Here is a 24,028-nt window from a genome sequence, read left to right as displayed (position 1 = left end):
GCCGGGCCCGCTTGCGGGTACTCGCGGCGTTCCCGGAAGGGCGTCGCGCCCTGAGGCGCGCCCCCGGCTGGAGGGAAATTTCCCGCAAAAAAGCGACGAACAAAAAAAAGCCGGCCTTCTTGCGAGGGCCGGCTTTTTAATTTGGTCGGAGTAGCAGGATTCGAACCTGCGACCCCTACGTCCCGAACGTAGTGCTCTACCAGGCTGAGCTATACTCCGAATGTGCGGCGTATTCTAGCAGCGAAATTTCAGAATACCACCGTTTTAAACCTCACCTTGAATCAACTGCCGATATTCTGGCCAGCCCGCCCCCCAACGGGCACAATGCCGGCCCCCTCGACAGCCCCGGAGACGCCCGCCATGCCTGAAACCCGCCTTGGTGACCTGGTCCTGCGCCGCTGGCCCCGCCAGCGCGGCGATACCCTGCAGGCCTTCGACGGCGCCGACCGCTATTTGCTGCGGCTGCTCGATGAGGAAGCGGCGGGCGCGCGCACTTTGGTGATCAACGACCAGTGCGGTGCGCTGTGGCTGGGCGCCGGCGAACGGGGCCCGACCTGGAGCGCCGGCGACGATTGGGTGGCGCGGCGGGCGGCGCTGGCCAACGGCGAGGACAACCGGCGACCGCTGGATCCGGCGCATTGGCTGTGGCCCTGGCAAACGCCGCCGGAAGCGCCGCACCAGGTGCTGCTGCGTCTGCCCAAAAGCCTGTCCTTATTGGAAGGGCAACTGGCCTGGCTGGCCGGCTGGCTGCCCGCCGGCACGCCGATCCTGGCGGCGGGCATGGACAAGCACCTGCCGCCGCAGCTGGTGCCGCTGATGGAACGCTACCTGGGCGAGACCAAGGCCGGCCTGGGCTGGAAAAAAGCGCGGGTATTCCGGGCCGGCGCCCCGGGCGAGGCGCTGGCGCCGATGCCGGAGCCGGCCACGGTGTCGCTGCCGGCGCGGGGCTGGACGCTGAGCGCCGGGCCCGGCGTGTTCGGGCGCCGCCATCTGGACATCGGCGCGCGCTTTCTGCTGCAGCATCTGCCCCGGGACGTGACCGGCCCGGCGGCGGACCTGGGCTGTGGCAACGGCGTGCTGGGACTGAGCCTGGCGGCGGACAATCCGGACGCGCGGGTCACCTTCTGCGATGTGTCGTCGTTGGCGGTGGACAGCGCCCGGCACAACGCCGAGGCACTGTTCGGCGCGGAGCACGGGCACCGTTTCCATCTCGGGCACGGGCTGGACGGGGTGGAGGAGGCGTTCGACCGGATTCTGCTCAATCCGCCGTTCCACCGGGGCCATGCGGTGGACGACCGGGTGGCGCGCACCCTGTTTCGCCATGCCCACCGCCATCTGGCGCCCGGCGGCGAGCTGCGGGTGGTGGCCAACCGGCATCTGCCGTACCGGCGACCGCTGGCGAAACTGTTCGGCCGGGCCGACATCCTGGCCCGGAACGAGAAGTTCGTGATTTACCGTTGCGTGGCCGGCGGCTGAGCTAAAGGGCGGTGGGGTCGATCTGATCGAACGACGAGACTTTCGGGTGGGCGCTGGCGTCGATGACCCCGTCCCGGTCCAGCAGCACCGTGCGCAGGCCGGCGGCGCGGGCCGCGTCCAGCTCCGCTTCCACGTCCGACAAAAACAGAATGGTTTCCGCCGGCTGGCCGATGGCCTTCTGGATCACGCGGTAGCTGTCCGCTTCTTTCTTGCCGCCGCTGGTGGTGTCGAAGAAACCACTGAACAGCGGCGTCAGGTCCCCCGCCTCGGAGTAGCCGAAGAACAGCTTCTGGGCGGCGATGGAGCCGGAGGAATAGACGTACAGCGGCAGCCCGGCGTGGTGCCATTGGCGCAGCCGGGGGGCGCTGTCCGGGTACAGGTGGGCACGGTAATCGCCCTGCTCGTAGCCGGCCCGCCAGATCAGCCCCTGCAGCGTTTTCAGCGGCGTGATCTTGCGGTCCTCGGCGATCCAGCGGCGCAGCACCCGGGCGGCCCGCGCCGGCGTGTCCAGCGCTTCGCCGGCCTGGTCGGCGGCCTCGCCCACGGCGGCGGCCACCGTCGGGTCGTCCCAGTGGCGTTCCAGAAACGCTTCCATCTGCCGGTCGGCGTAGGGGAACAGCACGTCCTTGACGAAGGCGATGCTGCTGGTGGTGCCTTCAATGTCGGTGAGAATCGCGTTGATGGTCATCGGCCGGTTCAGTTTTCCAGGCGGTTGAAGCGCAGGGCGATGTCATCGCCGGTGAAGTGGGCGACCCAGCCGTCCGGGTTGTTGAACAGACGGATGGCGGTGAAGCGCGGGTTGGGCCCCATGTCGAACCAGTGCGGGGTATTGGCCGGCACCGAGATCAGGTCGCCCTTGCTGCACAGCACCTCGTAGACGCGCTCGCCGATGTGCAGGGTGAACAGGCCCTGGCCGTCCACGAAGAAGCGTACCTCGTCCTCGCCGTGGCGGTGCTCGTCCAGGAACTTGACCCGCGCCGCGTCCTTCTGGGGGTGGTCCGGGGTCATGCTGACCACGTCCACGGTCTGGTAGCCTTCCTCGCGCATCAGCCGCTCGATGTCGTCCTTGTAGGCTTCGATCACCTGTTCCTGGGTGGGCTGGTCGGCCAGTTCGGCGTTGGCGTCCCATTGCTCGTAGCGCACGCCGACCTTGTTCAGTTCCTCGGCCATGGCCAGCTTGTCGTTGACGATCATCTCCGGGCTTTCCGGGTGGCCGTCGCGGTAGATCTTCAGGTTGCTCATAGCGGTCCTCGTTCAGGTCGCGGTCCGGGTCAGCCCAGCCGGCGGCGGTCCAGCTCCACCGCCAGCAGGGTTTCCAGGGCTTCCAGCTGCCGGTAACAGGCGGTCATGTCCGCCGCCCAGGTGTAAAGGCCGTGGCCACGGATCAGATAGGCGTGGGTGATGTGCCCGGCGTCCAGCTGGCGGTCCACGTCCGCGGCCAGGGCGGCGATGTCCTGGCTGTTGTCGAACACCGGAATGGTAAGCCGGGTGTCGTGGGTTTGCACACCGTCCAGGGCCTTGAGCAGCTCATAGCCTTCCAGGGTCAGGTGGTCGGCGGGCCAGTGCATGGTCAGCACGGTGGCGGCGTGGCTGTGGGTGTGCAGCACCGCGCCGATGGCCGGGTCGCGGCGGTACAGGCCGGTGTGCAGCAGGGTCTCCGCCGACGGCTTGCCGTCGCCCACCGGGCGGCCGTCCAGGTCCACCACCATGATGTCGGTTTCCTGCAGCAGGCCCTTGTCGCGGCCGGAGCGGGTGATCGCCGCGTGGCCGGCGTTCAGGCGCAGGGAGTAATTGCTGCTGGTGGCCGGCGACCAGCCGTGCTGATAGAGCCGGCGGCCGGTGGCGGCCAGGGTGCGGGCCGCCTCCCGGTAGGCGCTGGTGGAGTAGGGGCGTTCGGTCATGACGGTCTCCGCGCGAAATGGTCGGCCAGGGCCTGCCGGTCCGGGGACCGGATCACGCCGCTCTCGGTGACGATGGCGGTGATCAGTTCCGCCGGGGTCACGTCGAAGGCCGGGTTGTAGACCGGGCAGCCGTCCGGCGCCATGGCGGTGCCGCCAAAGCGGCGCACCTCGTCCGGGTCCCGTTCCTCGATCACGATGCCGGCGCCGTTTTCCATGGCCGGGTCCAGGGTGGAATCCGGCGCCGCCACGATGAACGGCAGGCGATGATGCCGGGCCAGCACCGCGAGATTGTAGGTGCCGATCTTGTTGGCGGTGTCGCCGTTGGCGGCGATGCGGTCGGCACCCACCACCACCGCGTCCACCTGGCCGCGGGCCATCAGCAGGCCGGCGGCGCTGTCCGCCACCAGGGTCACCGGAATGTTTTCCTGCATCAGTTCCCAGGCGGTCAGGCGGGCGCCCTGCAGCCAGGGCCGGGTTTCGCCGGCGAACACCGCCTTCAGGTGGCCGTTGCGCCAGGCGGAGCGCACGATGCCCAGGGCGGTGCCGTGGCCACCGGTGGCCAGGGCGCCGGTGTTGCAGTGGGTATAAAGGGAGGCGTTGGGCGGCAGCAGGGCGGCGCCCAGTTCGCCGAGGCGCTGGTTGGCGGCCTGGTCGTCCTGGTGGATGCGTTCCGCCTCGCGCACCAGCCGTTTGCCCAGGGCGGCGCCGGGCTCGCCGTCGAAGCGGGCGCGCAGCCGGTCCAGGGCCCAGAACAGGTTCACCGCCGTGGGCCGGCTGGCGGCCAGGACTTCCAACGCCGGCGCCAGCCGCGCGGCGCTGGCGCCGGGGCCCAGTCGCAACGCTTCCAGGGCCAGGCCATAGGCGGCGGTGATGCCGATGGCCGGCGCGCCGCGCACCGCCATCTGGCGAATGGCGTCGGCGGCGCCGGCGGCGTCACGCACGTCCAGCCACTCGGTGTGGGCGGGCAGGCGGCGCTGGTCGAGCAGCAGCAGATGATCGTCGAGCCAGTGAATGGCGGGGCTTTCAATCGGCATCAGGGTCCCTTACTTGGTGATCGCCCGGCGGGGCATCACTCGGCGGATTGAGGGGCGGGCGACGGTAGCGGCGCCGGATCCAGTTCACCGAGCGCAGTACGCCGGGGCGGCGCATGATAGCGCGTTCCAACCGGTATTTCCCCGGGAAGGTGCTGACCATCAGCGCGATCAGAATGGTCAGAATGCCCTGGCCGGGCAGCACCAGCATCAGGACCCCGGCGGCCAGCAGCACCAACGCCAGGGCGTTGCGGATCACCCACAGTCCCCAGGCCAGTGGCCCGCGATAGCGCACCGGTCGCGACGGCTGGTGGAAATAGTCCACCGGCATGCGCACCACCAGCCAGGGGATCGCCAGCATCGACGCCAGCGCCATGATCACGCCGATCACGGTGAGTGCCGGCAGCCAGGGTTCCACGGCGCCGATCAGCGGCGCCAGCCCGGCGGGCCATTGGAAATTCAAACGTCGTCTCCAGATCGCGACCAAGGCCGCGTTTTGTGGTCGCTGCTACCGTGTCGGTGGTCGCCTTGATGGGTCGCCGCCGCCCTGTGGCGTACAATGGCGGCACTGAACCGGCAATTCAATCGCTCTGCGGCAGGAGAGACCCCATGGTTTGGAAACTGATTCTCGCGGTACTGGTCGGGCTGGCCATCGGCGCCGCCCTGGGCGGTCTGGCGTGGCGCTGGATGGCGCGCCGCCAGGAACGGGCCCGCCAGACGGCCCGTTACCGTGAGCTGGTGGACAGCCTGGACGTGCTGAGCCGTGCCCTGTTGCAGGGGCAGGTGGACAGCAGCGAGGCCAGCATCCGTATGGCGGTGCTGCTCGATTGCCTGCCGCCGGACGTGGCGCCGAAGGTGGATCTGGCCGCCATTCATCAGTTGGCGGAGGACTGCGGCGGCTTTGACCGTGGCGAGGAACGGCGCCGGCTGACGCCGGCGGAGCGCAACCGCCAGGATCTGGCGCGGCTGCAATTGGAGGACGATCAGAACCCGGCGGTGCTGGCCGCCGCCGGCCGGCTGCAGGGCGTGATCGGCCAGTGGCGCACCCGGTTGTCGGCCTGATCGCGGCGCAAGCCGCCCCGACGCGCTCCCGCGGAAGCGGCTGCAGCGGCGACCTGGCGGTGCTGGCGAGCACTGGCTCTACAGACGCGCCCGCCAGTCTCGAAAGCGGCGAGGCGCGAGCGACCATGCAGTATCATCGCGCCTCCGTTTTCGCAGTGAAGCCGACTCAGAATTATGAGCCAAACCTCCCTGTACGTGGCCTTTCCGGCCTCCGATACCCTGCGTGACCGCATCGACGCCTTTATCGACGCCACCGCCCGGGAACCCGGTCGCAATCACGTGGACAGCCTCGACGCGATCATGGATCCATTTCTCGACGAGGTCCTGCACACCTATTTCACCGGCCCCATCGACGCGGTGAACGCCAAGGGCCCGGCGGTCAATGTGATCCTCGGCGCCATGAAGGTCATCAGCAAGGCGGCCCACGGCCTGGCCGGGCGGCTGATGCGCAAGACCAGTGTCGAGGAGCAGCAGGCCCTGGCCGCGCACTTCTCGGCCTTGCGTCTGGAGAAGGACGGTCAGGTGTTCATCGGTTACCCGCTGACCCCGGCCCTGGCGGAGCGCGCCAGCCTGGTATTCCAGGAGTTCGCCGACGGCCAGGGCGAAATGAAGCATCTGGTGGAAGTGATGGACGGCATCAGCGCCGGCGCCATCGAGAACTATCTGGACAAGACCGTGGGCAATCTGGAGCTGGGCCGCATCAACCGGGGCCTGGTGGCCGGCGCCCGCGCGACCATCAAGAAAGCGTCCGCGTCGTCCGTGGAAAAAGGCATTCCGGCCATGGACCGGGAACACCGCCAGCCGGTGGTGGCCTATTTCGAATCGCTGCTGCTGGATCTGCGGCCGGCGACCTGAACTCCGCCGCCGTCGCCCATGAAAAAACGGGCCGCCCCTGGGCGGCCCGTTTTCGTTGGGGCGTTCCGCGAAGCCCGGCTCAGTTCGTACCGGTGTCCGAGGACGGGGAGGGCGTGCCGCTGGCCGTGGAGGAAGCGCCGGAGCTTGCCGCTTTCTTGGGCGCCGCCTTGCGAGCGGTGGCTTTTTTGCTGGCGGCTTTTTTGGCGGTGGCCTTCTTGGCGGGGCTTTTGCCAGCGGCGGACTTCTTGGCGGCCGTCTTTTTGGCGGTGGCTTTTTTGGCCGCGCTCTTCTTCGCCGTGCTCTTCTTGGCGGCCGCTTTCTTCGCCGTGGCTTTCTTCGGGGTCACCTTCTTCTCGATATCGCGGGCGCGTTTTTCCAGATCCTTCTGATACTGGTTGATCACCTTGGCCAGGCTGTTGGCCTGCTTGGCGGTGGCCTTGAGCACCCGCACCTCGGTTTCCAGAAAACGCTTGCGGGCCTCGGAGTCATCCACGCGCTGGCGGGCGTCGTCCACCGCCTTGCGGGCCCGGTCCACCTGCCGCTGTACCGAGGAGGTGGCTTTCTCCCGGTACTCCGCCTGCAGTTTTTCCAGCCGGTTGAGGCGTTCGCGGCGGCGCTGCATTTCTTCATTGACCCGTTTGCGGGCCTTTTCCAGCTGGGTTTCCATCTGCGCGATCTGCTTGTCCCGTTCCTGATCGAAGCGCTCGGCGAGCTTGCGGATCTGACCCTGCAATTCGTCGAGGCGGTCTCTTACCTTATTAGCGGCCATGGATGACTCCCTTTCCCCTTGAGTGATTGGCGGTGCGGATCGCCGGACTACCGATCCGCTTGAAACTGTATGTCACATTTTTGCCCTGGACAACCGCCGCCGCGCCCGGGAATGGCGGCTTTATGATGCAATCGTGTAACCGCGCCACGGCGGGTCACGGCGGTGCCGGTGAATTGTGGTTTGCCCGGTGAACGGGGATACTGGGCGCCTTAGCAACGGACGGATCGATTATGCCGGTTTCCTTCGATGGCAAATTGGTGGTGGCGATCAGCTCCCGGGCGCTGTTTGATCTCAGCGACAGCCACCAGGTGTTCGAGCAGCAAGGGCTGGATGCCTTTCAGGATTACCAGGTCGCCCACGAGGACGACGTGCTGGCCCCCGGCGACGCCTTCGCCCTGGTCAAGAAGCTGCTGGCCATCAATGAGATGGAGGAGGGGCGCGGCCGGGTGGAAGTGATCCTGCTGTCGCGCAACAGCTCCGACACCGGCCTGCGCGTGTTCAATTCCATCGAGCACTACGGCCTGCCCATCACCCGCGCCGCCTTCGCCGGCGGCGAGAGCCCGCACCGCTACGTGCCGGCGTTCGGCGCCCATGTGTTTCTGTCCACCCACGCGGAGGATGTGCGGCGGGCCCTGGACGCCGGTTTCGCCGCCGCCACCATTCTGTCCCGCGGCAGCCTGGACCCCACCGACTCGGTGTTGCGCATCGCCTTCGACGGCGACGCCGTGCTGTTCTCCGACGAGTCCGAGCAGGTCTTTCAAAGCGACGGCCTGGAGGCGTTCGCCGCCAACGAGAAGAGCGCCGCCCGCCAGCCGCTCAGCGACGGCCCGTTCCGGGGGTTTCTGGAAGCGCTGCATCAGATTCAGCGGGAGTTCACCCCGGATCGCTGCCCGATCCGCACCGCCCTGGTCACCGCCCGCTCGGCGCCGGCCCACGAGCGGGTGGTGCGCACCCTGCGCAGCTGGGGCATCCGCATCGACGAAAGCCTGTTTCTGGGCGGGCTGCCCAAGGGTGAGTTCCTGCGCGCCTTCGGCGCCGACGTGTTCTTCGATGACCAGCAGGGCCACTGCGAATCCGCCAGCCGTCATGTGGCCGCCGGCCATGTGCCCCACGGCATTTCCAACCCGCGTCGCGAATCCGGCCAATAACCGCGCGGTCGCCGGGGCCCGGCATTGCCAGCCTCTTCACGTGCTACTATGCTTGGAACGCATAATCGCCCGCATTTTTATAACCGAGCCCGGGTCCGGAACCCTTGGCGACCCCGCGGGTGGGGCGTCTCCGGCAAGGAGCGTTAATGAAGCTGCAGCAACTCCGCTATATTTGGGAAGTGGCGCGCCACGACCTCAATGTCTCGGCCACGGCTCAGGCCCTGTATACCTCCCAGCCCGGCATCAGCAAGCAGATCCGCATGCTCGAGGACGAGCTGGGCGTGGAAATCTTCGCCCGCAGCGGCAAGCACCTGACCCACATCACCCCGGCCGGCGAGGCCATTCTGCGGATTGCCGGCGAGATCCTGCAGCAGACCGAATCGATCAAGCGGGTGGCCCAGGAATTCCGTGACGAGACCAAGGGCGATCTGAGCATCGCCACCACCCACACCCAGGCCCGTTACGCGCTGCCGCCGGTGATCCAGCAGTTCACCCGCCGTTTTCCGGACGTGTCCCTGCACATGAACCAGGGCACGCCCATGCAGATCGCGGAAATGGCCGCCGACGGCAGCGTCGACTTCGCCATCGCCACCGAGGCGCTGGAGCATTTCACCGACCTGATCATGATGCCCTGCTACCGCTGGAACCGTACCGTGGTGGTGCCGGAAGGGCACCCCCTGACGGAGGTGAAACCGCTGACCCTGGCGGCCCTGGCGGAATACCCGCTGGTCACCTATGTGTTCGGCTTCACCGGCCGCAGCAAACTGGACGACGCCTTCGCCAAGGAGGGGCTCGAGCCCCGGGTGGTGTTCACCGCCGCCGACGCCGACGTGATCAAGACCTATGTGAAGCTGGGCATGGGCGTGGGTATCGTCGCCCATATGGCGGTGGACCCGGTGCAGGACAAAGGGCTGGTGAACCTGGACGCCGGCCATCTGTTCGAGCCCAGCACCACCCGCATCGGCTTCCGCAAGGGCACCTTCCTGCGTGGCTTCATGTACGAATTCCTGCAGACCTTCGCGCCGCATCTGACCCGCGAGCGCATCGACGCCGCCGTGCAGGCCGGCAGCCGCGAGGAGCGCGAGGCGCTGTTCGCGGACCTGGAGCTGCCCAGCCGCTGACGGCCGCGCCGGGCGCCGTTGCAAAGCCACCGGGGCGCGGCTACATTGTGCGCGCCTTTACCGGGCACTTACCGATTACCGAGCATTGACCGTTTAAGGGGATCACCGTGGAATTGCTTTGTCTGGACCTGGAAGGGGTGCTGATTCCGGAAATCTGGATCAACTTCGCCGAGCGCACCGGCATCGACGAACTGCGCGCCACCACCCGGGACATCCCGGACTACGACGAGCTGATGAAAATGCGGCTCGGCATCCTCGACCAGCACGGCTACGGCCTGCCGGACATCCAGAAGGTGATCGACACCCTGGAACCCCTGGACGGCGCGGTGGACTTCGTGGAGTGGGCCCGCGAGCATTTCCAGCTGATCATTCTGTCGGACACCTTCTACGAGTTCGCCCGCCCGCTGATGCGCAAGCTGGGCTCGCCGACCCTGTTCTGCCACAAGCTGGCGGTGGACGACAACGGCCGCATCACCGACTATCTGCTGCGCCAGAAGGACCCCAAACGGGCCTCCGTGAAAGCCCTGCACACCCTGAACTACCGCATTATCGCCGCCGGTGACTCCTACAACGACACCACCATGCTCAGCGAAGCGGACCAGGGCATCCTGTTCCACGCCCCGGACAATGTGATCGCGGAATTCCCCCAGTTCCCGGCGGTGCACAGCTATGACGACCTGAAGAAAGAGATCGTCAAGGCCAGCCAGCGCGACCTGCCTCTGTAACCCCTCTGTTATTCGTAGGAGCGGCCGAAGCCGCTCCTACGGTGGTGATAAGGACAGCGCCTCCATCAGCTTGCGCACTTTGAACCAGCTCTCCTCGTATTCCTCTTCCGGATCGGAGTCGTAGACGATGCCGCCACCGCCATGGCAATAGAGGCGGTCGCCGTCGGTCTGCAAGGTGCGGATCAGAATGGTGCTGTCGAAGCGGCCGTCCCGGTCCTGCCAGAACAGGCTGCCGCAGTAGGCACCGCGCGGGTGCGGCTCCAGCTCGGCGATGATTTCCATGGCCCGCTTCTTGGGCGCGCCGGTGATGCTGCCACCGGGGAAAGCGCTGAGCAGGGCGCCCAGCGGCGTCACGTCCGGACGCAGGGTGCCGGTCACCGTGGACACCAGATGCTGCACATTGCTGAAGCGGCGCAGCTCGAACAGCGGGTCCACGCGGATCGAGCCGGCGGTGCAGAAGGCGCCCAGATCATTGCGCAGCAGATCCACGATCATCAGATTCTCGGCCCGGTCCTTGGGGTGGCGGCGCAGCGCCTCGCCGAGGGCCCGGTCCTCGGCCTCGTCCCGGCCCCGGGGGCGGGAGCCCTTGATCGGTTCCGTGCGCACCCGCCCGCCATCGATGCTCAGAAACCGCTCCGGCGACACCCCGAACACCGCCTCGTCGCCGTCTCGGAAGAAACTGGCGTGGGGCGCCGGGTGGGCGGCCAGCAGGCGCGCGAAGGCGGCCAGCGGGTCGCCCCGCCAGCGGGCCTGGAAGCGCTGGGCGTAGTTCACCTGATAGCAATCGCCGGCTTTTAGATAGTCGCGGATGCGGGTCAGCGCCCGGTGATAGTCGGCGGCGTCCTGCTCGGCGCGGAACGGCGCGGTAAGCTGGAACTCGTCGGCGACGGCGGGCCGGAACGGGCGCGGCGGGGCGCGGAACAGATGCACCACGGTGTCGGCGCCGCCGCCGGGCAGACCGTGCAGGGCCGGCCCGGCGTCGTAGGGCAGCAGCCCGCAGGCGAACACACAGTCTTCTTGCAGGGCCCGCTGGATCCGGCCGGGCAGGGCGCGCAGGGCGTCCGGGTCACCGGCGCGCAGGGTGCGGGCCGGCGTGCCCAGGGCCATGGGCCGGCCGTCCACCATGAACACCGCATGGGGGCGGCGGCCGTCAAGGTCGTCGTCGAGGGGCTGCGTGTCGGTCATCGGGTTCCGCTGAGCGTGGACACCGGCGCGGCGCGCCGGGGAGGGCGTAGTGTAGCGTCGGCTCCGGGGGGCGGCAAAGCCATCGGAGGCGCTTCCGCCATTGTCGACAATCCGCATTGAAAGATTCCGCTTTCGAAGGTAAAGTGCCGAGCATTCTTTTCCATTGTCGACAATGACGGGCGGAACGGTCCATGCAGCGGTCCATGCAACAGTCCACGCAACAGCTGGCCGACGACAGCGCACGCACCCTGGCCGACCGGGTCTTCGCCCGGCTTCAGGACGACATCGTGCGCGGCGTGATCGCCCCCGGCAGCAAGGTCAGCGAGACCGACCTGGCCGGCCGTTACGGCGTCAGCCGCGGCCCCCTGCGGGAGGCCATCCGCCGCCTGGAGTCGCGCAAGCTGGTGGAGCGGGAAGTGCACGTGGGCACCCGCGTGGCGTCCCTGAGCTTCACCGATCTGATCGAAATCTACTACGTGCGCGAGGCCCTGGAAGGGCAGGCCGCCCGGCTCGCCGCCGAGCGCATGGGCGATCAGGAGGTGGCCGGCCTCTATCAACTGCTGGCCCAGCACGAGCAGCAACAGGACCTGCGCGAGGACACCGCCTACTTTCAGCGCGAGTTCGACCTGGACTTTCACTATCGCATCATCCAGGGCAGTCACAATCAGACGCTGATCCGCATGCTGATCGGCGAGCTGTATCACCTGGTGCGGATGTACCGCTATCAGTTCAGCACCACGGCCAACCGGCCGCAGAAAGCCCTGCACGAACATCGCCGCATCGTCGAGGCCATCGAGTCCCGCGACGCGGAAATGGCTGAACTCCTGATGCGCCGGCACATCGGCCGGGCACGGGAAAACATCGAACAGCAGGCCCAACAGAGGAATCCGCAATGAGCCGCACCCCCAGCGCCGGTGCCCGTTTCCGGCAAGCCCTGGCGGAGGAACAACCGCTTCAGATCATGGGCACCATCAATGCCTACACCGCGATCATGGCCGAGAAGGTCGGCTACCGCGCCATCTATCTGTCCGGCGGCGGCGTGGCCAACGCCTCCTACGGCTTGCCGGACCTGGGCATGACCACCATGAACGATGTGCTTGAGGACGTGCGCCGCATCAGCGCCGCCTCGGAGGTGCCGCTGCTGGTGGACATCGACACCGGCTGGGGCGGCGCCTTCAACATCGGCCGCAGCATCAAGGAAATGATCCGCGCTGGCGCCGGCGCCGTGCACCTGGAGGACCAGGTGGCCCAGAAGCGCTGCGGCCACCGGCCCAATAAGGAAATCGTCTCCAAGGAAGAAATGGTGGACCGCATCAAGGCCGCCGCCGACGCCCGCACCGACGACGACTTCTTCATCATCGCGCGCACCGATGCGTTCCAGAAGGAGGGGCTGGACGCGGCGGTGGACCGGGCCCGCGCCTGCCTGGAAGCCGGCGCCGACGGCATCTTCGCCGAGGCGGTGCACACCCTGGAGGATTACCGGGCGTTTTCCGAGGGCCTGGGCGGCGCGCCGCTGCTGGCCAACATCACCGAATTCGGGGCCACGCCGCTGTTCACCCGCGAGGAACTGCGCGACGCCGGCGCCGGCATGATCCTGTACCCGCTGTCCGCGTTCCGCGCCATGAACCAGGCGGCGCTGCGGGTCTACCAGACCATCCGCGAGGAAGGCACCCAGAAAAACGTGGTCGATCTGATGCAGACGCGCATGGACCTGTACGATTTCCTGGGTTACCACGACTACGAACAGAAACTCGACGAGCTCTTCGCCAAACAGCGCGGAGAATAACGGAACCGGCAATACGAGGACGATGACAATGGCAGAGAAGCAACTCAGCGGCGCCGGCCTGCGCGGCCAGGTAGCGGGCAAAACGGCCCTTTCCACCGTGGGCAAAAGCGGTTCCGGGCTGACCTACCGTGGCTATGACGTCAAGGATCTGGCGGAGAACTGCCAGTTCGAGGAAGTGGCCCATCTGATCCTGAAGGGCGAACTGCCCGACCAGGCTCAGCTGGACGCCTACAAGAAAAAGCTCAAGGGTCTGCGCGGTCTGCCCCAGCCGCTCAAGGAAGTGCTGGAGCGGATCCCCAAGGACGCCCATCCCATGGACGTGATGCGCACCGGCTGCTCCATGCTCGGCAACCTGGAAACCGAGGAAAGTTTCGACCAGCAGGAAGACGCCACCGACCGTCTGCTGGCGGCGTTCCCGAGCATCATCTGCTACTGGTACCGCTACAGCCATGACGGCGTGCGCGTGGAAACCGAAACCGATGACGACTCCATCGGCGGCCACTTCCTGCACCTGCTGCGCGGTGAGAAGCCCAACGCGCTGCACGAAAACGTCATGCACGTGTCGCTGATCCTGTACGCGGAGCACGAGTTCAACGCCTCCACCTTCACCGCCCGGGTGTGCGCGTCCACGCTCAGCGATCTGCACAGCTGCATCACCGGCGCCATCGGCACCCTGCGCGGCCCGCTGCACGGCGGAGCCAACGAGGCGGCCATGGAAATGATCGAGAACTTCAAGGATCCGGACGACGCGGAAAAAGGCATGCTCGGCATGCTCGAGCGCAAGGAAAAGATCATGGGCTTCGGCCACGCGATCTACCGCGAGTCCGACCCGCGCAACGCCATCATCAAGCACTGGTCCGAGAAGCTGTCCCGGGACGTGAACGGCGAGAACCTGTACAACATTTCCGTGCGCTGCGAGGAAGTGATGTGGCGCGAGAAGAAGCTGTTCTGCAACGCGGATTTCTTCCACGCCTCCGCCTACCACTTCATGGACATTCCCACCAAGCTGTTCACGCCGATCTTCGTGATGAGCCGCCTGACCGGCTGGGCCGCCCATGTATTCGAACAGCGCTCGGACAACCGCATTATCCGTCCCAGCGCCGAGTACACCGGGCCGGAGCTGCGCAAGGTGACGCCGATTGCCGAGCGGGGTTGAGATGAACAGCGAATACCGCAAACGCCTTCCCGGCACCGATCTGGATTACTTCGACACCCGCGCGGCGGTGGAGGCGATCCAGCCCGGTGCCTACGCCAAGCTGCCGTACACCTCGCGCATTCTCGCCGAGCAACTGGTGCGCCGCTGCGAGCCGGCGGCGCTCACCGATTCGCTCAAGCAGCTGATCGAGCGCAAGCGCGACCTGGACTTTCCCTGGTACCCGGCGCGGGTGGTGTGCCACGACATCCTCGGCCAGACCGCCCTGGTGGACCTGGCCGGTCTGCGCGATGCCATCGCCGAGAAGGGCGGGGACCCGTCCCAGGTCAACCCGGTGGTGCCCACCCAGCTGATCGTCGACCACTCGCTGGCAGTGGAACACCCGGGCTTCGAGGAGGGCGCCTTCGAGAAGAACCGGGCGGTGGAGGAGCGGCGCAACGAGGACCGCTTCCACTTCATCAACTGGACCAAGACCGCCTTCGACAACGTGGACGTGATTCCGCCGGGCAACGGCATCATGCACCAGATCAACCTGGAGAAGATGTCGCCGGTGGTGCAGGTCAAGGACGGCGTCGCGTTTCCGGACACCTGCGTGGGCACCGACAGCCACACCCCCATGGTCGACGCCCTGGGCGTGATTTCCGTGGGCGTGGGCGGCCTGGAAGCCGAGAACGTGATGCTCGGCAACCCGTCCATGATGCGTCTGCCCGACATCGTCGGCGTGGAACTCACCGGCAAGCTGCAACCGGGCATCACCGGCACCGACATGGTGCTGGCGATCACCGAGTTCCTGCGCCGCGAGCGGGTGGTGGGTGCCTACCTGGAATTCTACGGCGAGGGCGCCGACAGCCTGTCCGTGGGCGACCGCGCCACCATCGCCAACATGACGCCGGAATACGGCGCCACCGCCGGCATGTTTTTTATCGACGGCCAGACCATCGATTACCTGAAACTCACCGGCCGTGACGACGAGCAGGTGGCGCTGGTGGAAGCGTTCGCCCGGGAAACCGGCCTGTGGGCGGACGACCTGAAGGACGCCGAGTACGAGCGGGTGCTGACCTTCGACCTGTCCAGCGTCGGCCGCAACCTGGCCGGCCCGTCCAACCCCCATGCGCTGCTGCCGGTGTCGGAGCTGCGCAACCGGGGCGTGGCCGGCGAATGGCAGGAGAAAGAAGGCGAAATGCCCGACGGGGCGGTGATCATCGCCGCCATCACCTCCTGCACCAACACCAGCAACCCGCGCAATATGATCGCCGCCGGTCTGATCGCGCGGAACGCCAACCGGCTCGGTCTGTTCCGCAAGCCCTGGGTGAAGTCTTCCCTGGCGCCGGGCTCCAAGACCGTGAAGATGTATCTGGAAGCGGCCAATTTGCTGCCCGAGCTGCAAACCCTGGGCTTCGACGTGGTGGCGTTCGCCTGCACCACCTGCAACGGCATGAGCGGTGCCCTGGATCCGAAGATCCAGCAGGAAGTGATCGACCGCGATCTGTATGCCACCGCGGTGCTGTCCGGTAACCGTAACTTCGACGGCCGCATTCATCCCTACGCCAAGCAGGCGTTCCTGGCCTCGCCGCCGCTGGTGGTGGCCTATGCCATCGCCGGGACCATCCGCTTCGACATCGAGAAGGACGCGCTCGGCCACGACCCGGACGGCCGGCCGGTTTACCTCAAGGACATCTGGCCCGACGACGGCGAGATCGATGCCATCGTCAAGGCCAGCGTCAAGCCGGATCAGTTCCGCGCCACCTACATTCCCATGTTCGAAAAGAAAGGCGGCGACGAGCGCGCCGCCAGTCCGCTCTATGACTGGCGCCCGCAAAGCACCTACATCCGCCGTCCGCCGTACTGGGAAGGCACCATGGCCGAGGCGCGCGCGCTCAAGGGCATGCGGCCCCTGGCGGTGCTGCCGGACAACATCACCACCGACCACCTGTCGCCGTCCAACGCCATCCTGCTGGACAGCGCCGCCGGCGCCTACCTGCACAAGATGGGGCTGCCGGAGGAGGACTTTAACTCCTACGCCACCCATCGCGGCGACCACCTGACCGCCCAGCGGGCCACCCTGGCCAATCCCAAGCTGTTCAACGAAATGGTGCGGGACGAGAACGGCGAGGTGATCCAGGGCTCCCTGGCGCGGGTGGAACCGGACGGCGAGGTGATGCGCATGTGGGAAGCCATCGAAACCTACATGCAGCGCAAGCAGCCGCTGATCATCATCGCCGGCGCCGACTACGGCCAGGGCTCGTCCCGGGACTGGGCGGCCAAGGGCGTGGCGCTGGCCGGGGTGGAAGCGATCGTCGCCGAAGGCTTCGAGCGCATCCACCGCACCAACCTGATCGGCATGGGCGTGATGCCCCTGCAGTTCCAGGACGGCACCACCCGCAAGACCCTGGGCCTGGACGGCACCGAGGTCTACGACGTGGAAGGCGAGCCGGCCCCGCGCGCCACCCTGACCCTGGTGGTGCATCGCGCCAACGGCGAGGTGGAACGGGTGCCGGTGATCTGCCGCCTGGACACCGCCGAGGAAGTGTCGGTGTATTCCGCCGGCGGCATCCTGCAGAAATTCGCCAAGGAATTCATGGCGGATTCCGCGGCCTGAAGCGAGCGAGACAACCATGAGCCACGCACCACAAATCCGCATCCCCGCCACCTATATGCGTGGCGGCACCAGCAAGGGCGTGTTCTTCCGGCTCGACGATCTGCCGGAAGCCGCCCGGGTGCCCGGCGCCGCCCGGGACCGGCTGTTGCTGCGGGTGATCGGCAGCCCGGACCCCTACGGCAAGCACACCGACGGCATGGGCGGCGCCACCTCCAGCACCAGCAAGACGGTGATTCTGTCCGCCAGCGCCCGCGAAGGCCACGACGTGGATTATCTGTTCGGCCAGGTGTCCATCGACAAGCCGTTCATCGACTGGAGCGGCAACTGCGGCAACCTGACCGCCGCGGTGGGGGCTTTCGCCATCAGCAACGGGCTGGTGGACCCGGCCCGGGTGCCGGATAACGGCGAGGCGGAAATCCGCATCTGGCAGGCCAATATCGAGAAGACCATCATCGCCCGCATCCCGATCACCGACGGTCAGGTCCAGGAAACCGGCGACTTCGAGCTGGACGGCGTCACCTTTCCCGCCGCCGAGGTCCGGATCGAGTTCCTGGATCCGGCGGACGGGGAGGGCGCTCTGTTCCCCACCGGCAATCCGGTGGACGACCTGGAGGTACCGGGCATCGGCACCCTCAAGGCGACCATGATCAATGCCGGCATCCCCACCGTGTTCGTCAACGCGGCGGACATCGGCTACACCGGCACCGAGCTGCAGGGCGACATCAACGAGGACGCCCGGGCCCTGGCCCGCTTTGAAACGATCCGCGCCCACGGCGCCCTGCGCATGGGCCTGATTCAGTCCCTGGAGGAAGCGGAACAGCGCCAGCACACCCCGAAGGTGGCGTTCGTGGCGCCGCCGGCGGCCTACACCGCGTCCAGCGGCAAAACCGTGGCCGCCGGGGACATCGATCTGCTGGTGCGGGCCCTGTCGATGGGCAAGCTGCACCATGCCATGATGGGCACGGCGGCGGTGGCCATCGGCACCGCCGCCGCGATTCCGGGCACCCTGGTGAGCGAGGCGGCCGGCGGCGGTGAACGCAACGCGGTGCGCTTCGGCCACCCCTCCGGCACCCTCAAGGTGGGCGGCGAGGCCCGCCGGGAAGGTGACGGCTGGGTGGTGACCAAGGCGACCATGAGCCGCAGTGCCCGGGTGTTGATGGAAGGCTGGGTGCGCGTGCCCGGCGACGTGCTGTCGTAAGCACCGCCGGATCGCGACTGAAGTCGCGCCTGCAATTCACGTAGGAGCGACTTTAGCCGCGATAGCTCCGCCGCCAACCGAACACATCGTCAAGGAGGCACCATGACCGGCAACGTGGAGCAGAACCAACGCCCGGATTACGATCCGGAAATCCAGGCCATCGTCGACTACGTGCTCGACTATCGGGTGACGTCCCCGGAGGCCTGGCGCACCGCCCGCCATTGTCTGATGGATACCCTGGGCTGCGGGCTGCTGGCGTTGCGGTTCCCCGAGTGCACCAAGCACCTGGGGCCACTGGTGGAGGGCACGGTGGTGCCCCACGGCGCCCGGGTACCGGGCACGCCACACCGGCTGGACCCGGTGAAGGCGGCCTGGGACATCGGCTGCATCGTGCGCTGGCTGGATTACAACGACACCTGGCTGGCGGCGGAGTGGGGCCACCCGTCGGACAACCTCGGCGCGATCCTGGCGGTGGCCGACCATCTGTCCCAGAAACAGCTCGCCAACGGCCGCGCGCCGCTGGTAATGAAGGACGTGCTCGAGGCCATGGTCATGGCCCACGAAATCCAGGGCGTGCTGGCCCTGGAGAATTCCTTCAACCGGGTGGGGCTCGACCATGTGCTGCTGGTCAAGGTGGCGTCCACCGCCGTGGCGGCCAGAATGATGGGCGCCGACCGGGAGCAGCTGCTGTCCGCCGTCTCCCATGCCTGGGTGGACGGTCAGGCGCTGCGCACCTACCGGCACGCGCCCAACGCGGGCTCACGCAAATCCTGGGCCGCCGGCGATGCCACCAGCCGGGCGGTGCGCCTGGCGGACATTGCTCTGCGCGGCGAGATGGGCATCCCCGGGGCGCTCAGCGCGCCGCAGTGGGGCTTCTACGATGTGCTGTTCGCCAAGACCAACAAGGACCAGAAGCTCAAGCCGGAGAGCGAGCGCCGCTTCCGTTTTCAACGGGAATTCGGCAGCTACGTGATGGAAAACATTCTGTTCAAGATCAGCTTCCCGGCGGAATTCCACGCCCAGACCGCCTGCGAGGCGGCGGTGCGGCTGCATCCCCAGGTCCGTGATCGCATTGAGGAGATCGACCGGATCGTGCTCACCACCCACGATTCCGCCATCCGCATCATCTCCAAGGAAGGCCCGCTGTCGAACCCGGCGGACCGCGACCACTGCCTGCAGTACATGACGGCGGTGCCGTTGCTGTACGGGGACCTGACCGCGGAGCATTACGAGGACGCCTTCCACGAAGCGCACCCGCTGATCGACCAGCTGCGCGGAAAGATGGAGGTGGTGGAGGATCCGGACTATTCCCGGGATTACCACGACCCGGACAAGCGCTCCATCGCCAACGCCGTGCAGGTGTTTTTCCGCGACGGCGGGCACACCGACAAGGTGGCGGTGGAATACCCCATCGGCCACCGGCGCCGGCGGGAGGAGGGCGTTCCGCTGCTGGAGGAAAAATTCCGCCGCAACCTGGCCACCCGCTTCCCGGCGGGCCGGGCCCGGGCGTTGTTCGAGCTGTGCGCCGACGCGGACCGGCTGGAGACCACGCCGGTCAACGAGTTCATGGAAGGATTCGTGATTTAAGCCCCGCCTACTGCAGCCGCCGCTGCAGACCGGTCATGGCGAGAATGCGGGTGCTGATTTCCTCGATGGACAGTTCGGTGGCGTCCAGGTGGGGAATGTTGAACTTGTTGTACAGCGCCTGCAGGGCGCGCACTTCCATGTCGCACTGGCGCGGCGAGGCGTAACGGCTGCCGGCCTTGCGCTCGCTGCGGATGGCGCTGAGCCGGTCCGCGTTGATGGTCAGACCGAACAGCTTGTGACGGTGCGGCGCCAGGGCGTCGGGCAGGCGCAGGTCGTCGAAGTCGTCCTCGGTGAGCGGGTAGTTGGCGGTGAACAGGCCGAACTGCAGCGCCAGATAGAGGCAGGTGGGCGTCTTGCCCGAGCGGGAAACCCCCACCAGGATCAGGTCCGCCTGATCGTAGGCCCGGGTGCGGGCGCCGTCGTCGTTGTCGAGGGCGAAGTGCACCGCGTTGATGCGGATCCGGTAGGCCTGCTGGTCGCGGATCGCGTGGGTCTGGCCGATCTTGTGGTTGGCGGACACGCCCAGCTCGTCCTCCAGGGGTTTCTGGAAGGCGGTGAACAGATCCAGCACCTTGCCGTTGCAGGTATGCAGGATCTGACGCTGCGGGCCGTCCACCAGGGTGGAGAACACCACCGGCTTGGCGCCGTCGTCCTCGGCGGCGCGGTTGATGCGATTGACCGCCTCGTGGGCCAGCGCGTCGGACTGCACATAGGGAATCGTGACCTGGTCAAATTCTATACTGCCGAATTGACTGAGCAGACTGTGGCCGATCGTCTCGGCGGTAATACCGGTCCCGTCGGAAACGAAAAAAGCGGTTCTTTTCATGGACTTGAGGCTCCTCGGCGGCACGAGGGCGAGGCCGCGCCGCGGTTCAACAAACGTCGTTACAGTTTCGCCAATACGGGCGGGCAAAGCGCCGTGGTTTTGGGTAGAATGGCGCCTCGATTCATTCCGGTAAAGCCGGGAACCGCCGAAACACGGTGCACAACACCGTTCCCGGGTTCCACGGCCAGCAACACTTAAGGAGACGACCCTTGGCGGAGTACGTAGTCTGGTTTCAGGATCTGGGCAAGGACGACGTGGAACGCGTCGGCGGCAAAAATGCCTCCCTTGGCGAGATGATCAGCAACCTGGCGGCGGCCGGCGTGTCGGTGCCGGGCGGGTTCGCGACCACCGCGCAGGCGTTCCGCGATTTCCTCGAGCACAACGATCTGACCACCCGGATCAACGACGCCCTGAGCGCGCTGGATGTGGAAGACGTGGTGGCCCTGGCGGAAACCGGCGAGAAAATTCGCAAATGGGTGGTGGACGCGCCGTTCCAGCCGGAACTGGAAGCCGCCATTCGTGACGCCTACGAGCAGATGGGCGAGGGCAACGCGGAACTGCCGGTGGCGGTGCGTTCCTCCGCCACCGCCGAGGACCTGCCGGACGCGTCCTTCGCCGGCCAGCAGGAAACCTTCCTCAACATTCGCGGCCTGGACCATGTGATGGTGGCCGTGAAGGAAGTGTTCGCCTCCCTGTTCAACGACCGCGCCATCAGCTACCGCGTGCACCAGGGCTTCGACCACAAGCTGGTGGCACTGTCCGCCGGCGTGCAGCAGATGGTGCGCTCCGAGACCGGCGCCGCCGGCGTGATGTTCACCCTGGACACCGAATCCGGCTTCCGCGACGTGGTGTTCATCACCGCCTCCTACGGCCTCGGTGAAATGGTGGTGCAGGGCGCCGTGAACCCGGACGAGTTCTACGTTCACAAGAAGACCCTGCTCAACAAGAAGCCCTCCATTCTGCGCCGCAACCTGGGCAGCAAGCTGCAGAAAATGGTCTACGGCAGCGAAGCCAGCGCCGGTAAGTCGGTGCAGACCGTGGACGTGGCCCAGGCCGACCGCCTGCGTTTCTGTCTCACCGACGAGCAGGTGGAGAGCCTGTCCCGCCAGGCCATCGAGATCGAAAAACACTACGGCATGCCGATGGACATCGAGTGGGCGCTGGACGGCGACTCCAACAAGCTGTTCATCGTGCAGGCCCGCCCGGAGACGGTGAAGAGCCGCTCCGACGCCTCCGTGATGGAGCGCTACCTGCTCAAGCAGACCGGCAAGGTGCTGGTGGAAGGCCGCGCCATCGGTCAGCGCATCGGCGCCGGCCCGGTGCGCATCGTTTCCAGCATCAAGGAAATGGACCGGGTGCAGCCCGGCGACGTGCTGGTCACCGACATGACCGACCCGGACTGGGAACCGGTGATGAAGCGCGCCTCCGCCATCGTCACCAACCGCGGCGGCCGCACCTGCCACGCGGCGATCATCGCCCGTGAACTGGGCGTGCCGGCCATCGTCGGCTGTGGCGACGCCACCGAGCTGCTCAGCGACGGCCAGGAAGTGACCGTGTCCTGCGCCGAGGGCGACACCGGCAACATCTACGAGGGCAAGCTGGAATTCGACATCCAGCGCAACTCCATCGAGTCCATGCCCAAGCTGCCGTTCAAGATCATGATGAACGTGGGCAACCCGGACCGGGCCTTCGATTTCGCCACCCTGCCCAACCAGGGCGTGGGCCTGGCGCGCCTGGAGTTCATCATCAACCGCATGATCGGCGTGCACCCCAAGGCGCTGCTCAACTACGACAAGCTGCCCCGCGACGTGCAGCAGGCGGCGGACAAGCGCATCGCCGGCTACGACGATCCGGTGGACTTCTACGTGGAGAAACTGGTGGAGGGGATTTCCACCCTGGCCGCCGCCTTCTTCCCGGAGAAAGTGATCGTGCGGCTGTCCGACTTCAAGTCCAACGAGTACGCCAACCTGATCGGCGGCAGCCTCTACGAGCCGGACGAAGAAAACCCGATGCTGGGCTTCCGTGGCGCCAGCCGTTACATCAGCGAAAACTTCCGCGACTGCTTCGAGCTGGAATGCCGGGCGCTCAAGAAAGTACGCGATGAAATGGCCTTCACCAACGTGGAAATCATGGTGCCCTTCGTGCGCACCACCGGTGAAGCGGAGCAGGTCATCGATCTGCTGGCCAAGAACGGCCTGAAGCGTGGCGAAAACGGCCTGCGCGTGATCATGATGTGCGAGCTGCCCACCAACGCGCTGCTGGCCGACGAGTTCCTCAAGCACTTCGACGGCTTCTCCATCGGCTCCAACGACCTGACCCAGCTGACCCTGGGCCTGGACCGGGACTCCGGCATCATCAGCCACCTGTTCGATGAGCGGGACCCGGCGGTGAAGGCGCTGCTGAAGATGGCCATCGACGCCTGCAACGCCCGCAAGAAGTACGTGGGCATCTGCGGCCAGGGGCCGTCCGACCATCCGGATCTGGCCAAGTGGCTGATGGAGCAGGGCATCGACTCCGTGTCCCTGAACCCGGATTCGGTGCTCGGCACCTGGTTCTATCTGGCCGAGAAGCACGGTCACTGAGGAAAAAAAGCCCGGCGTTCGCCGGGCTTTTTTGTCAGCGCCATGTTCCATCGTCTGATCCGCACCCTCGACCTCTACGACGGCCTGCGCCTGCCGGTCACCATTGGCCGCCACGAACTGCTGCTCGTCCATGAGGAAGGGGAAACCTGGCTGGTACAGCGACGCTGCCCCCACGGGGACTTCCCCCTGGAGCGCGGCACGCTTCACGACGGGGTGCTGCGCTGCCCCGGCCACGGCCTGACATTCTCGCTGCGCAACGGCCGCTGTCCGGACAACCCGGCGTTCTGCCTGCGGCATTATCCCCTGGAATTCGACGGCCCCTGGCTGGGCGTGTCGCTGGATCCCGCCGGCGGCCACTGACCGCCACCGGGCGGGCCCGGGTCAGCGGCTGGCCACCGCCTCCGGCGCGGCCATCTCCAACTGGTAGCGCAAGCGCAGTTCCTTGACCTTCTGAACATAGGCCCGGGTCTCCGGGAACGGCGGAATGCCGCCGTAACGTCGCACGTTGCCCTCGCCGGCGTTGTAGGCGGCCAGCACCTGCTCCAGGGAGGGGAAACGGTCCTGCAGATAGGCCAGGAAGCGGGTGCCGCCCCGGATGTTGTCGGCGGCGTCGAAGGGATTGGTCACGTCCAGGTAATCGGCGGTGCCCGGCATCAGCTGCATCAGACCCTGGGCACCCACCCGGGACACGGCGTAACGGTCGAACAGGGACTCGGCGTGAATCACCGCCTTGACCAGGGCCGGTTCCACCTCGAACTGGCCGGCGTTGGCCAGGATCAGGGTGTCGTAGCGGTTGCGCTGGAATTCGGACAGCGGCTGGGGCCGATAGCTCCAGCCCTTGCGCACCGACAGCAGGGTGTAACCGGCCGAAACCCGGTCCTGGGGCTGGTCGGTGTACAGGATTTCCCCGTTCGCCCCCCGGTATTTGTAGATATTGTCGGCCCCCACGTGCGCGGACAGCCCCAGTGCCAGCCCGGCCAGCAGCAGTCCCCGCGCCGGGCCGATCACCCCCGTGATCGTCATT

General features: G+C 66.8%; 23 protein-coding genes and 1 tRNA gene. 14 read left to right on the top strand and 10 right to left on the bottom strand.

Going from position 1 to position 24,028, the window contains the following annotated elements:
- Positions 1–142 precede the first annotated feature (142 nt).
- A tRNA-Pro gene (locus IM760_RS12865) sits at positions 143–219 on the bottom strand.
- 141 nt (positions 220–360) lie between these two features.
- Between IM760_RS12865 and IM760_RS12860 the strand changes: the two genes are divergently transcribed.
- Positions 361–1,476, top strand: a complete 1,116-nt coding sequence (locus IM760_RS12860) for a methyltransferase (protein WP_239549801.1) — start codon at positions 361–363, stop codon at positions 1,474–1,476.
- Position 1,477: 1 nt separating this feature from the next.
- On the opposite strand, the gene mtnC is transcribed toward IM760_RS12860, so the two are convergent.
- From mtnC to IM760_RS12835, 5 genes are read right to left on the bottom strand one after another with little or no spacing between them, the layout of a single operon-like run.
- A complete protein-coding gene (gene mtnC / locus IM760_RS12855; RefSeq protein WP_204429901.1) occupies positions 1,478–2,164 on the bottom strand; it encodes an acireductone synthase in 687 nt (228 codons plus the stop codon).
- Between the two features lie 8 nt (positions 2,165–2,172).
- Positions 2,173–2,718, bottom strand: coding sequence for a 1,2-dihydroxy-3-keto-5-methylthiopentene dioxygenase (locus IM760_RS12850; RefSeq protein ID WP_204429899.1), 546 nt, complete (start codon positions 2,716–2,718; stop codon positions 2,173–2,175).
- Between the two features lie 29 nt (positions 2,719–2,747).
- Positions 2,748–3,377 (bottom strand): methylthioribulose 1-phosphate dehydratase, encoded by a 630-nt coding sequence (locus tag IM760_RS12845; RefSeq protein ID WP_204429897.1) that lies wholly within the window; start codon positions 3,375–3,377, stop codon positions 2,748–2,750.
- Positions 3,374–4,411, bottom strand: a complete 1,038-nt coding sequence (gene mtnA, locus IM760_RS12840; protein WP_204429896.1) for an S-methyl-5-thioribose-1-phosphate isomerase — start codon at positions 4,409–4,411, stop codon at positions 3,374–3,376. Before mtnA ends, IM760_RS12845 begins: the two co-directional genes overlap by 4 nt.
- The gene (locus IM760_RS12835; RefSeq protein WP_204429894.1) at positions 4,401–4,871 is read right to left on the bottom strand and encodes a hypothetical protein; all 471 of its coding nucleotides are present in this window, start codon (positions 4,869–4,871) and stop codon (positions 4,401–4,403) included. Before IM760_RS12835 ends, mtnA begins: the two co-directional genes overlap by 11 nt.
- 146 nt (positions 4,872–5,017) lie before the next feature.
- On the opposite strand from IM760_RS12835, the gene IM760_RS12830 reads away from it, so the two are divergent.
- On the top strand, positions 5,018–5,470 hold the full coding sequence (locus IM760_RS12830; protein WP_204429892.1) for a DUF2489 domain-containing protein: 453 nt from the start codon (positions 5,018–5,020) through the stop codon (positions 5,468–5,470).
- 174 nt (positions 5,471–5,644) lie between these two features.
- On the top strand, positions 5,645–6,325 hold the full coding sequence (locus IM760_RS12825; protein WP_204429891.1) for a hypothetical protein: 681 nt from the start codon (positions 5,645–5,647) through the stop codon (positions 6,323–6,325).
- Positions 6,326–6,404: 79 nt separating this feature from the next.
- On the opposite strand, the gene IM760_RS12820 is transcribed toward IM760_RS12825, so the two are convergent.
- On the bottom strand, positions 6,405–7,094 hold the full coding sequence (locus IM760_RS12820; RefSeq protein ID WP_204429890.1) for a hypothetical protein: 690 nt from the start codon (positions 7,092–7,094) through the stop codon (positions 6,405–6,407).
- 230 nt (positions 7,095–7,324) lie between these two features.
- On the opposite strand from IM760_RS12820, the gene IM760_RS12815 reads away from it, so the two are divergent.
- The 3 genes from IM760_RS12815 to thrH all read left to right on the top strand — a co-directional run bounded on the left by IM760_RS12815 (position 7,325) and on the right by thrH (position 10,088).
- Positions 7,325–8,242, top strand: coding sequence for a 5'-nucleotidase (locus IM760_RS12815; RefSeq protein ID WP_204429889.1), 918 nt, complete (start codon positions 7,325–7,327; stop codon positions 8,240–8,242).
- Between the two features lie 146 nt (positions 8,243–8,388).
- Positions 8,389–9,363, top strand: a complete 975-nt coding sequence (gene cysB, locus IM760_RS12810; protein ID WP_204429888.1) for an HTH-type transcriptional regulator CysB — start codon at positions 8,389–8,391, stop codon at positions 9,361–9,363.
- Between the two features lie 107 nt (positions 9,364–9,470).
- Positions 9,471–10,088, top strand: a complete 618-nt coding sequence (gene thrH / locus IM760_RS12805) for a bifunctional phosphoserine phosphatase/homoserine phosphotransferase ThrH (protein WP_204429883.1) — start codon at positions 9,471–9,473, stop codon at positions 10,086–10,088.
- A 36-nt stretch (positions 10,089–10,124) separates the two neighbouring features.
- Here thrH and IM760_RS12800 read toward each other — a convergent pair whose 3' ends face one another.
- The gene (locus IM760_RS12800; RefSeq protein ID WP_239549799.1) at positions 10,125–11,273 is read right to left on the bottom strand and encodes an anthranilate synthase component I family protein; all 1,149 of its coding nucleotides are present in this window, start codon (positions 11,271–11,273) and stop codon (positions 10,125–10,127) included.
- Positions 11,274–11,464: 191 nt separating this feature from the next.
- On the opposite strand from IM760_RS12800, the gene IM760_RS12795 reads away from it, so the two are divergent.
- From IM760_RS12795 to prpD, 6 genes are all read left to right on the top strand, one after another.
- Positions 11,465–12,169 (top strand): GntR family transcriptional regulator, encoded by a 705-nt coding sequence (locus tag IM760_RS12795; protein ID WP_228234392.1) that lies wholly within the window; start codon positions 11,465–11,467, stop codon positions 12,167–12,169.
- Positions 12,166–13,059 carry a methylisocitrate lyase gene (gene prpB, locus IM760_RS12790; RefSeq protein ID WP_204429882.1) on the top strand — a complete coding sequence of 298 codons (894 nt, stop codon included), beginning with the start codon at positions 12,166–12,168 and terminating at the stop codon, positions 13,057–13,059. Before IM760_RS12795 ends, prpB begins: the two co-directional genes overlap by 4 nt.
- Before the next feature lie 28 nt (positions 13,060–13,087).
- Positions 13,088–14,215, top strand: coding sequence for a bifunctional 2-methylcitrate synthase/citrate synthase (prpC, locus tag IM760_RS12785; protein WP_204429880.1), 1,128 nt, complete (start codon positions 13,088–13,090; stop codon positions 14,213–14,215).
- A gap of 1 nt (position 14,216) precedes the next feature.
- On the top strand, positions 14,217–16,811 hold the full coding sequence (acnD, locus tag IM760_RS12780; protein ID WP_204429878.1) for a Fe/S-dependent 2-methylisocitrate dehydratase AcnD: 2,595 nt from the start codon (positions 14,217–14,219) through the stop codon (positions 16,809–16,811).
- A 16-nt stretch (positions 16,812–16,827) separates the two neighbouring features.
- A complete protein-coding gene (gene prpF / locus IM760_RS12775; RefSeq protein ID WP_204429876.1) occupies positions 16,828–18,009 on the top strand; it encodes a 2-methylaconitate cis-trans isomerase PrpF in 1,182 nt (393 codons plus the stop codon).
- 102 nt (positions 18,010–18,111) lie between these two features.
- Positions 18,112–19,596, top strand: coding sequence for a 2-methylcitrate dehydratase (gene prpD / locus IM760_RS12770; RefSeq protein WP_204429874.1), 1,485 nt, complete (start codon positions 18,112–18,114; stop codon positions 19,594–19,596).
- Positions 19,597–19,603: 7 nt separating this feature from the next.
- On the opposite strand, the gene ppsR is transcribed toward prpD, so the two are convergent.
- Positions 19,604–20,422 (bottom strand): posphoenolpyruvate synthetase regulatory kinase/phosphorylase PpsR, encoded by an 819-nt coding sequence (ppsR, locus tag IM760_RS12765; protein WP_204429872.1) that lies wholly within the window; start codon positions 20,420–20,422, stop codon positions 19,604–19,606.
- A 209-nt stretch (positions 20,423–20,631) separates the two neighbouring features.
- On the opposite strand from ppsR, the gene ppsA reads away from it, so the two are divergent.
- Positions 20,632–23,004: a phosphoenolpyruvate synthase gene (ppsA, locus tag IM760_RS12760; RefSeq protein ID WP_204429870.1), complete on the top strand. Its 2,373-nt coding sequence runs from the start codon at positions 20,632–20,634 to the stop codon at positions 23,002–23,004.
- Positions 23,005–23,046: 42 nt separating this feature from the next.
- The gene (locus IM760_RS12755) at positions 23,047–23,364 is read left to right on the top strand and encodes a Rieske (2Fe-2S) protein (RefSeq protein ID WP_204429868.1); all 318 of its coding nucleotides are present in this window, start codon (positions 23,047–23,049) and stop codon (positions 23,362–23,364) included.
- 21 nt (positions 23,365–23,385) lie between these two features.
- Here IM760_RS12755 and IM760_RS12750 read toward each other — a convergent pair whose 3' ends face one another.
- On the bottom strand, positions 23,386–24,027 hold the full coding sequence (locus IM760_RS12750) for a lytic transglycosylase domain-containing protein (RefSeq protein WP_204429865.1): 642 nt from the start codon (positions 24,025–24,027) through the stop codon (positions 23,386–23,388).
- Position 24,028 lies beyond the last annotated feature (1 nt).

Source organism: Alloalcanivorax marinus, assembly GCF_016906305.1.
In the GTDB taxonomy this organism is placed as follows: Bacteria; Pseudomonadota; Gammaproteobacteria; order Pseudomonadales; family Alcanivoracaceae; genus Alloalcanivorax; species Alloalcanivorax marinus.
Note: the sequence above shows the minus strand (reverse complement) of the source record. Positions and strands in the feature narration are given on the sequence as shown.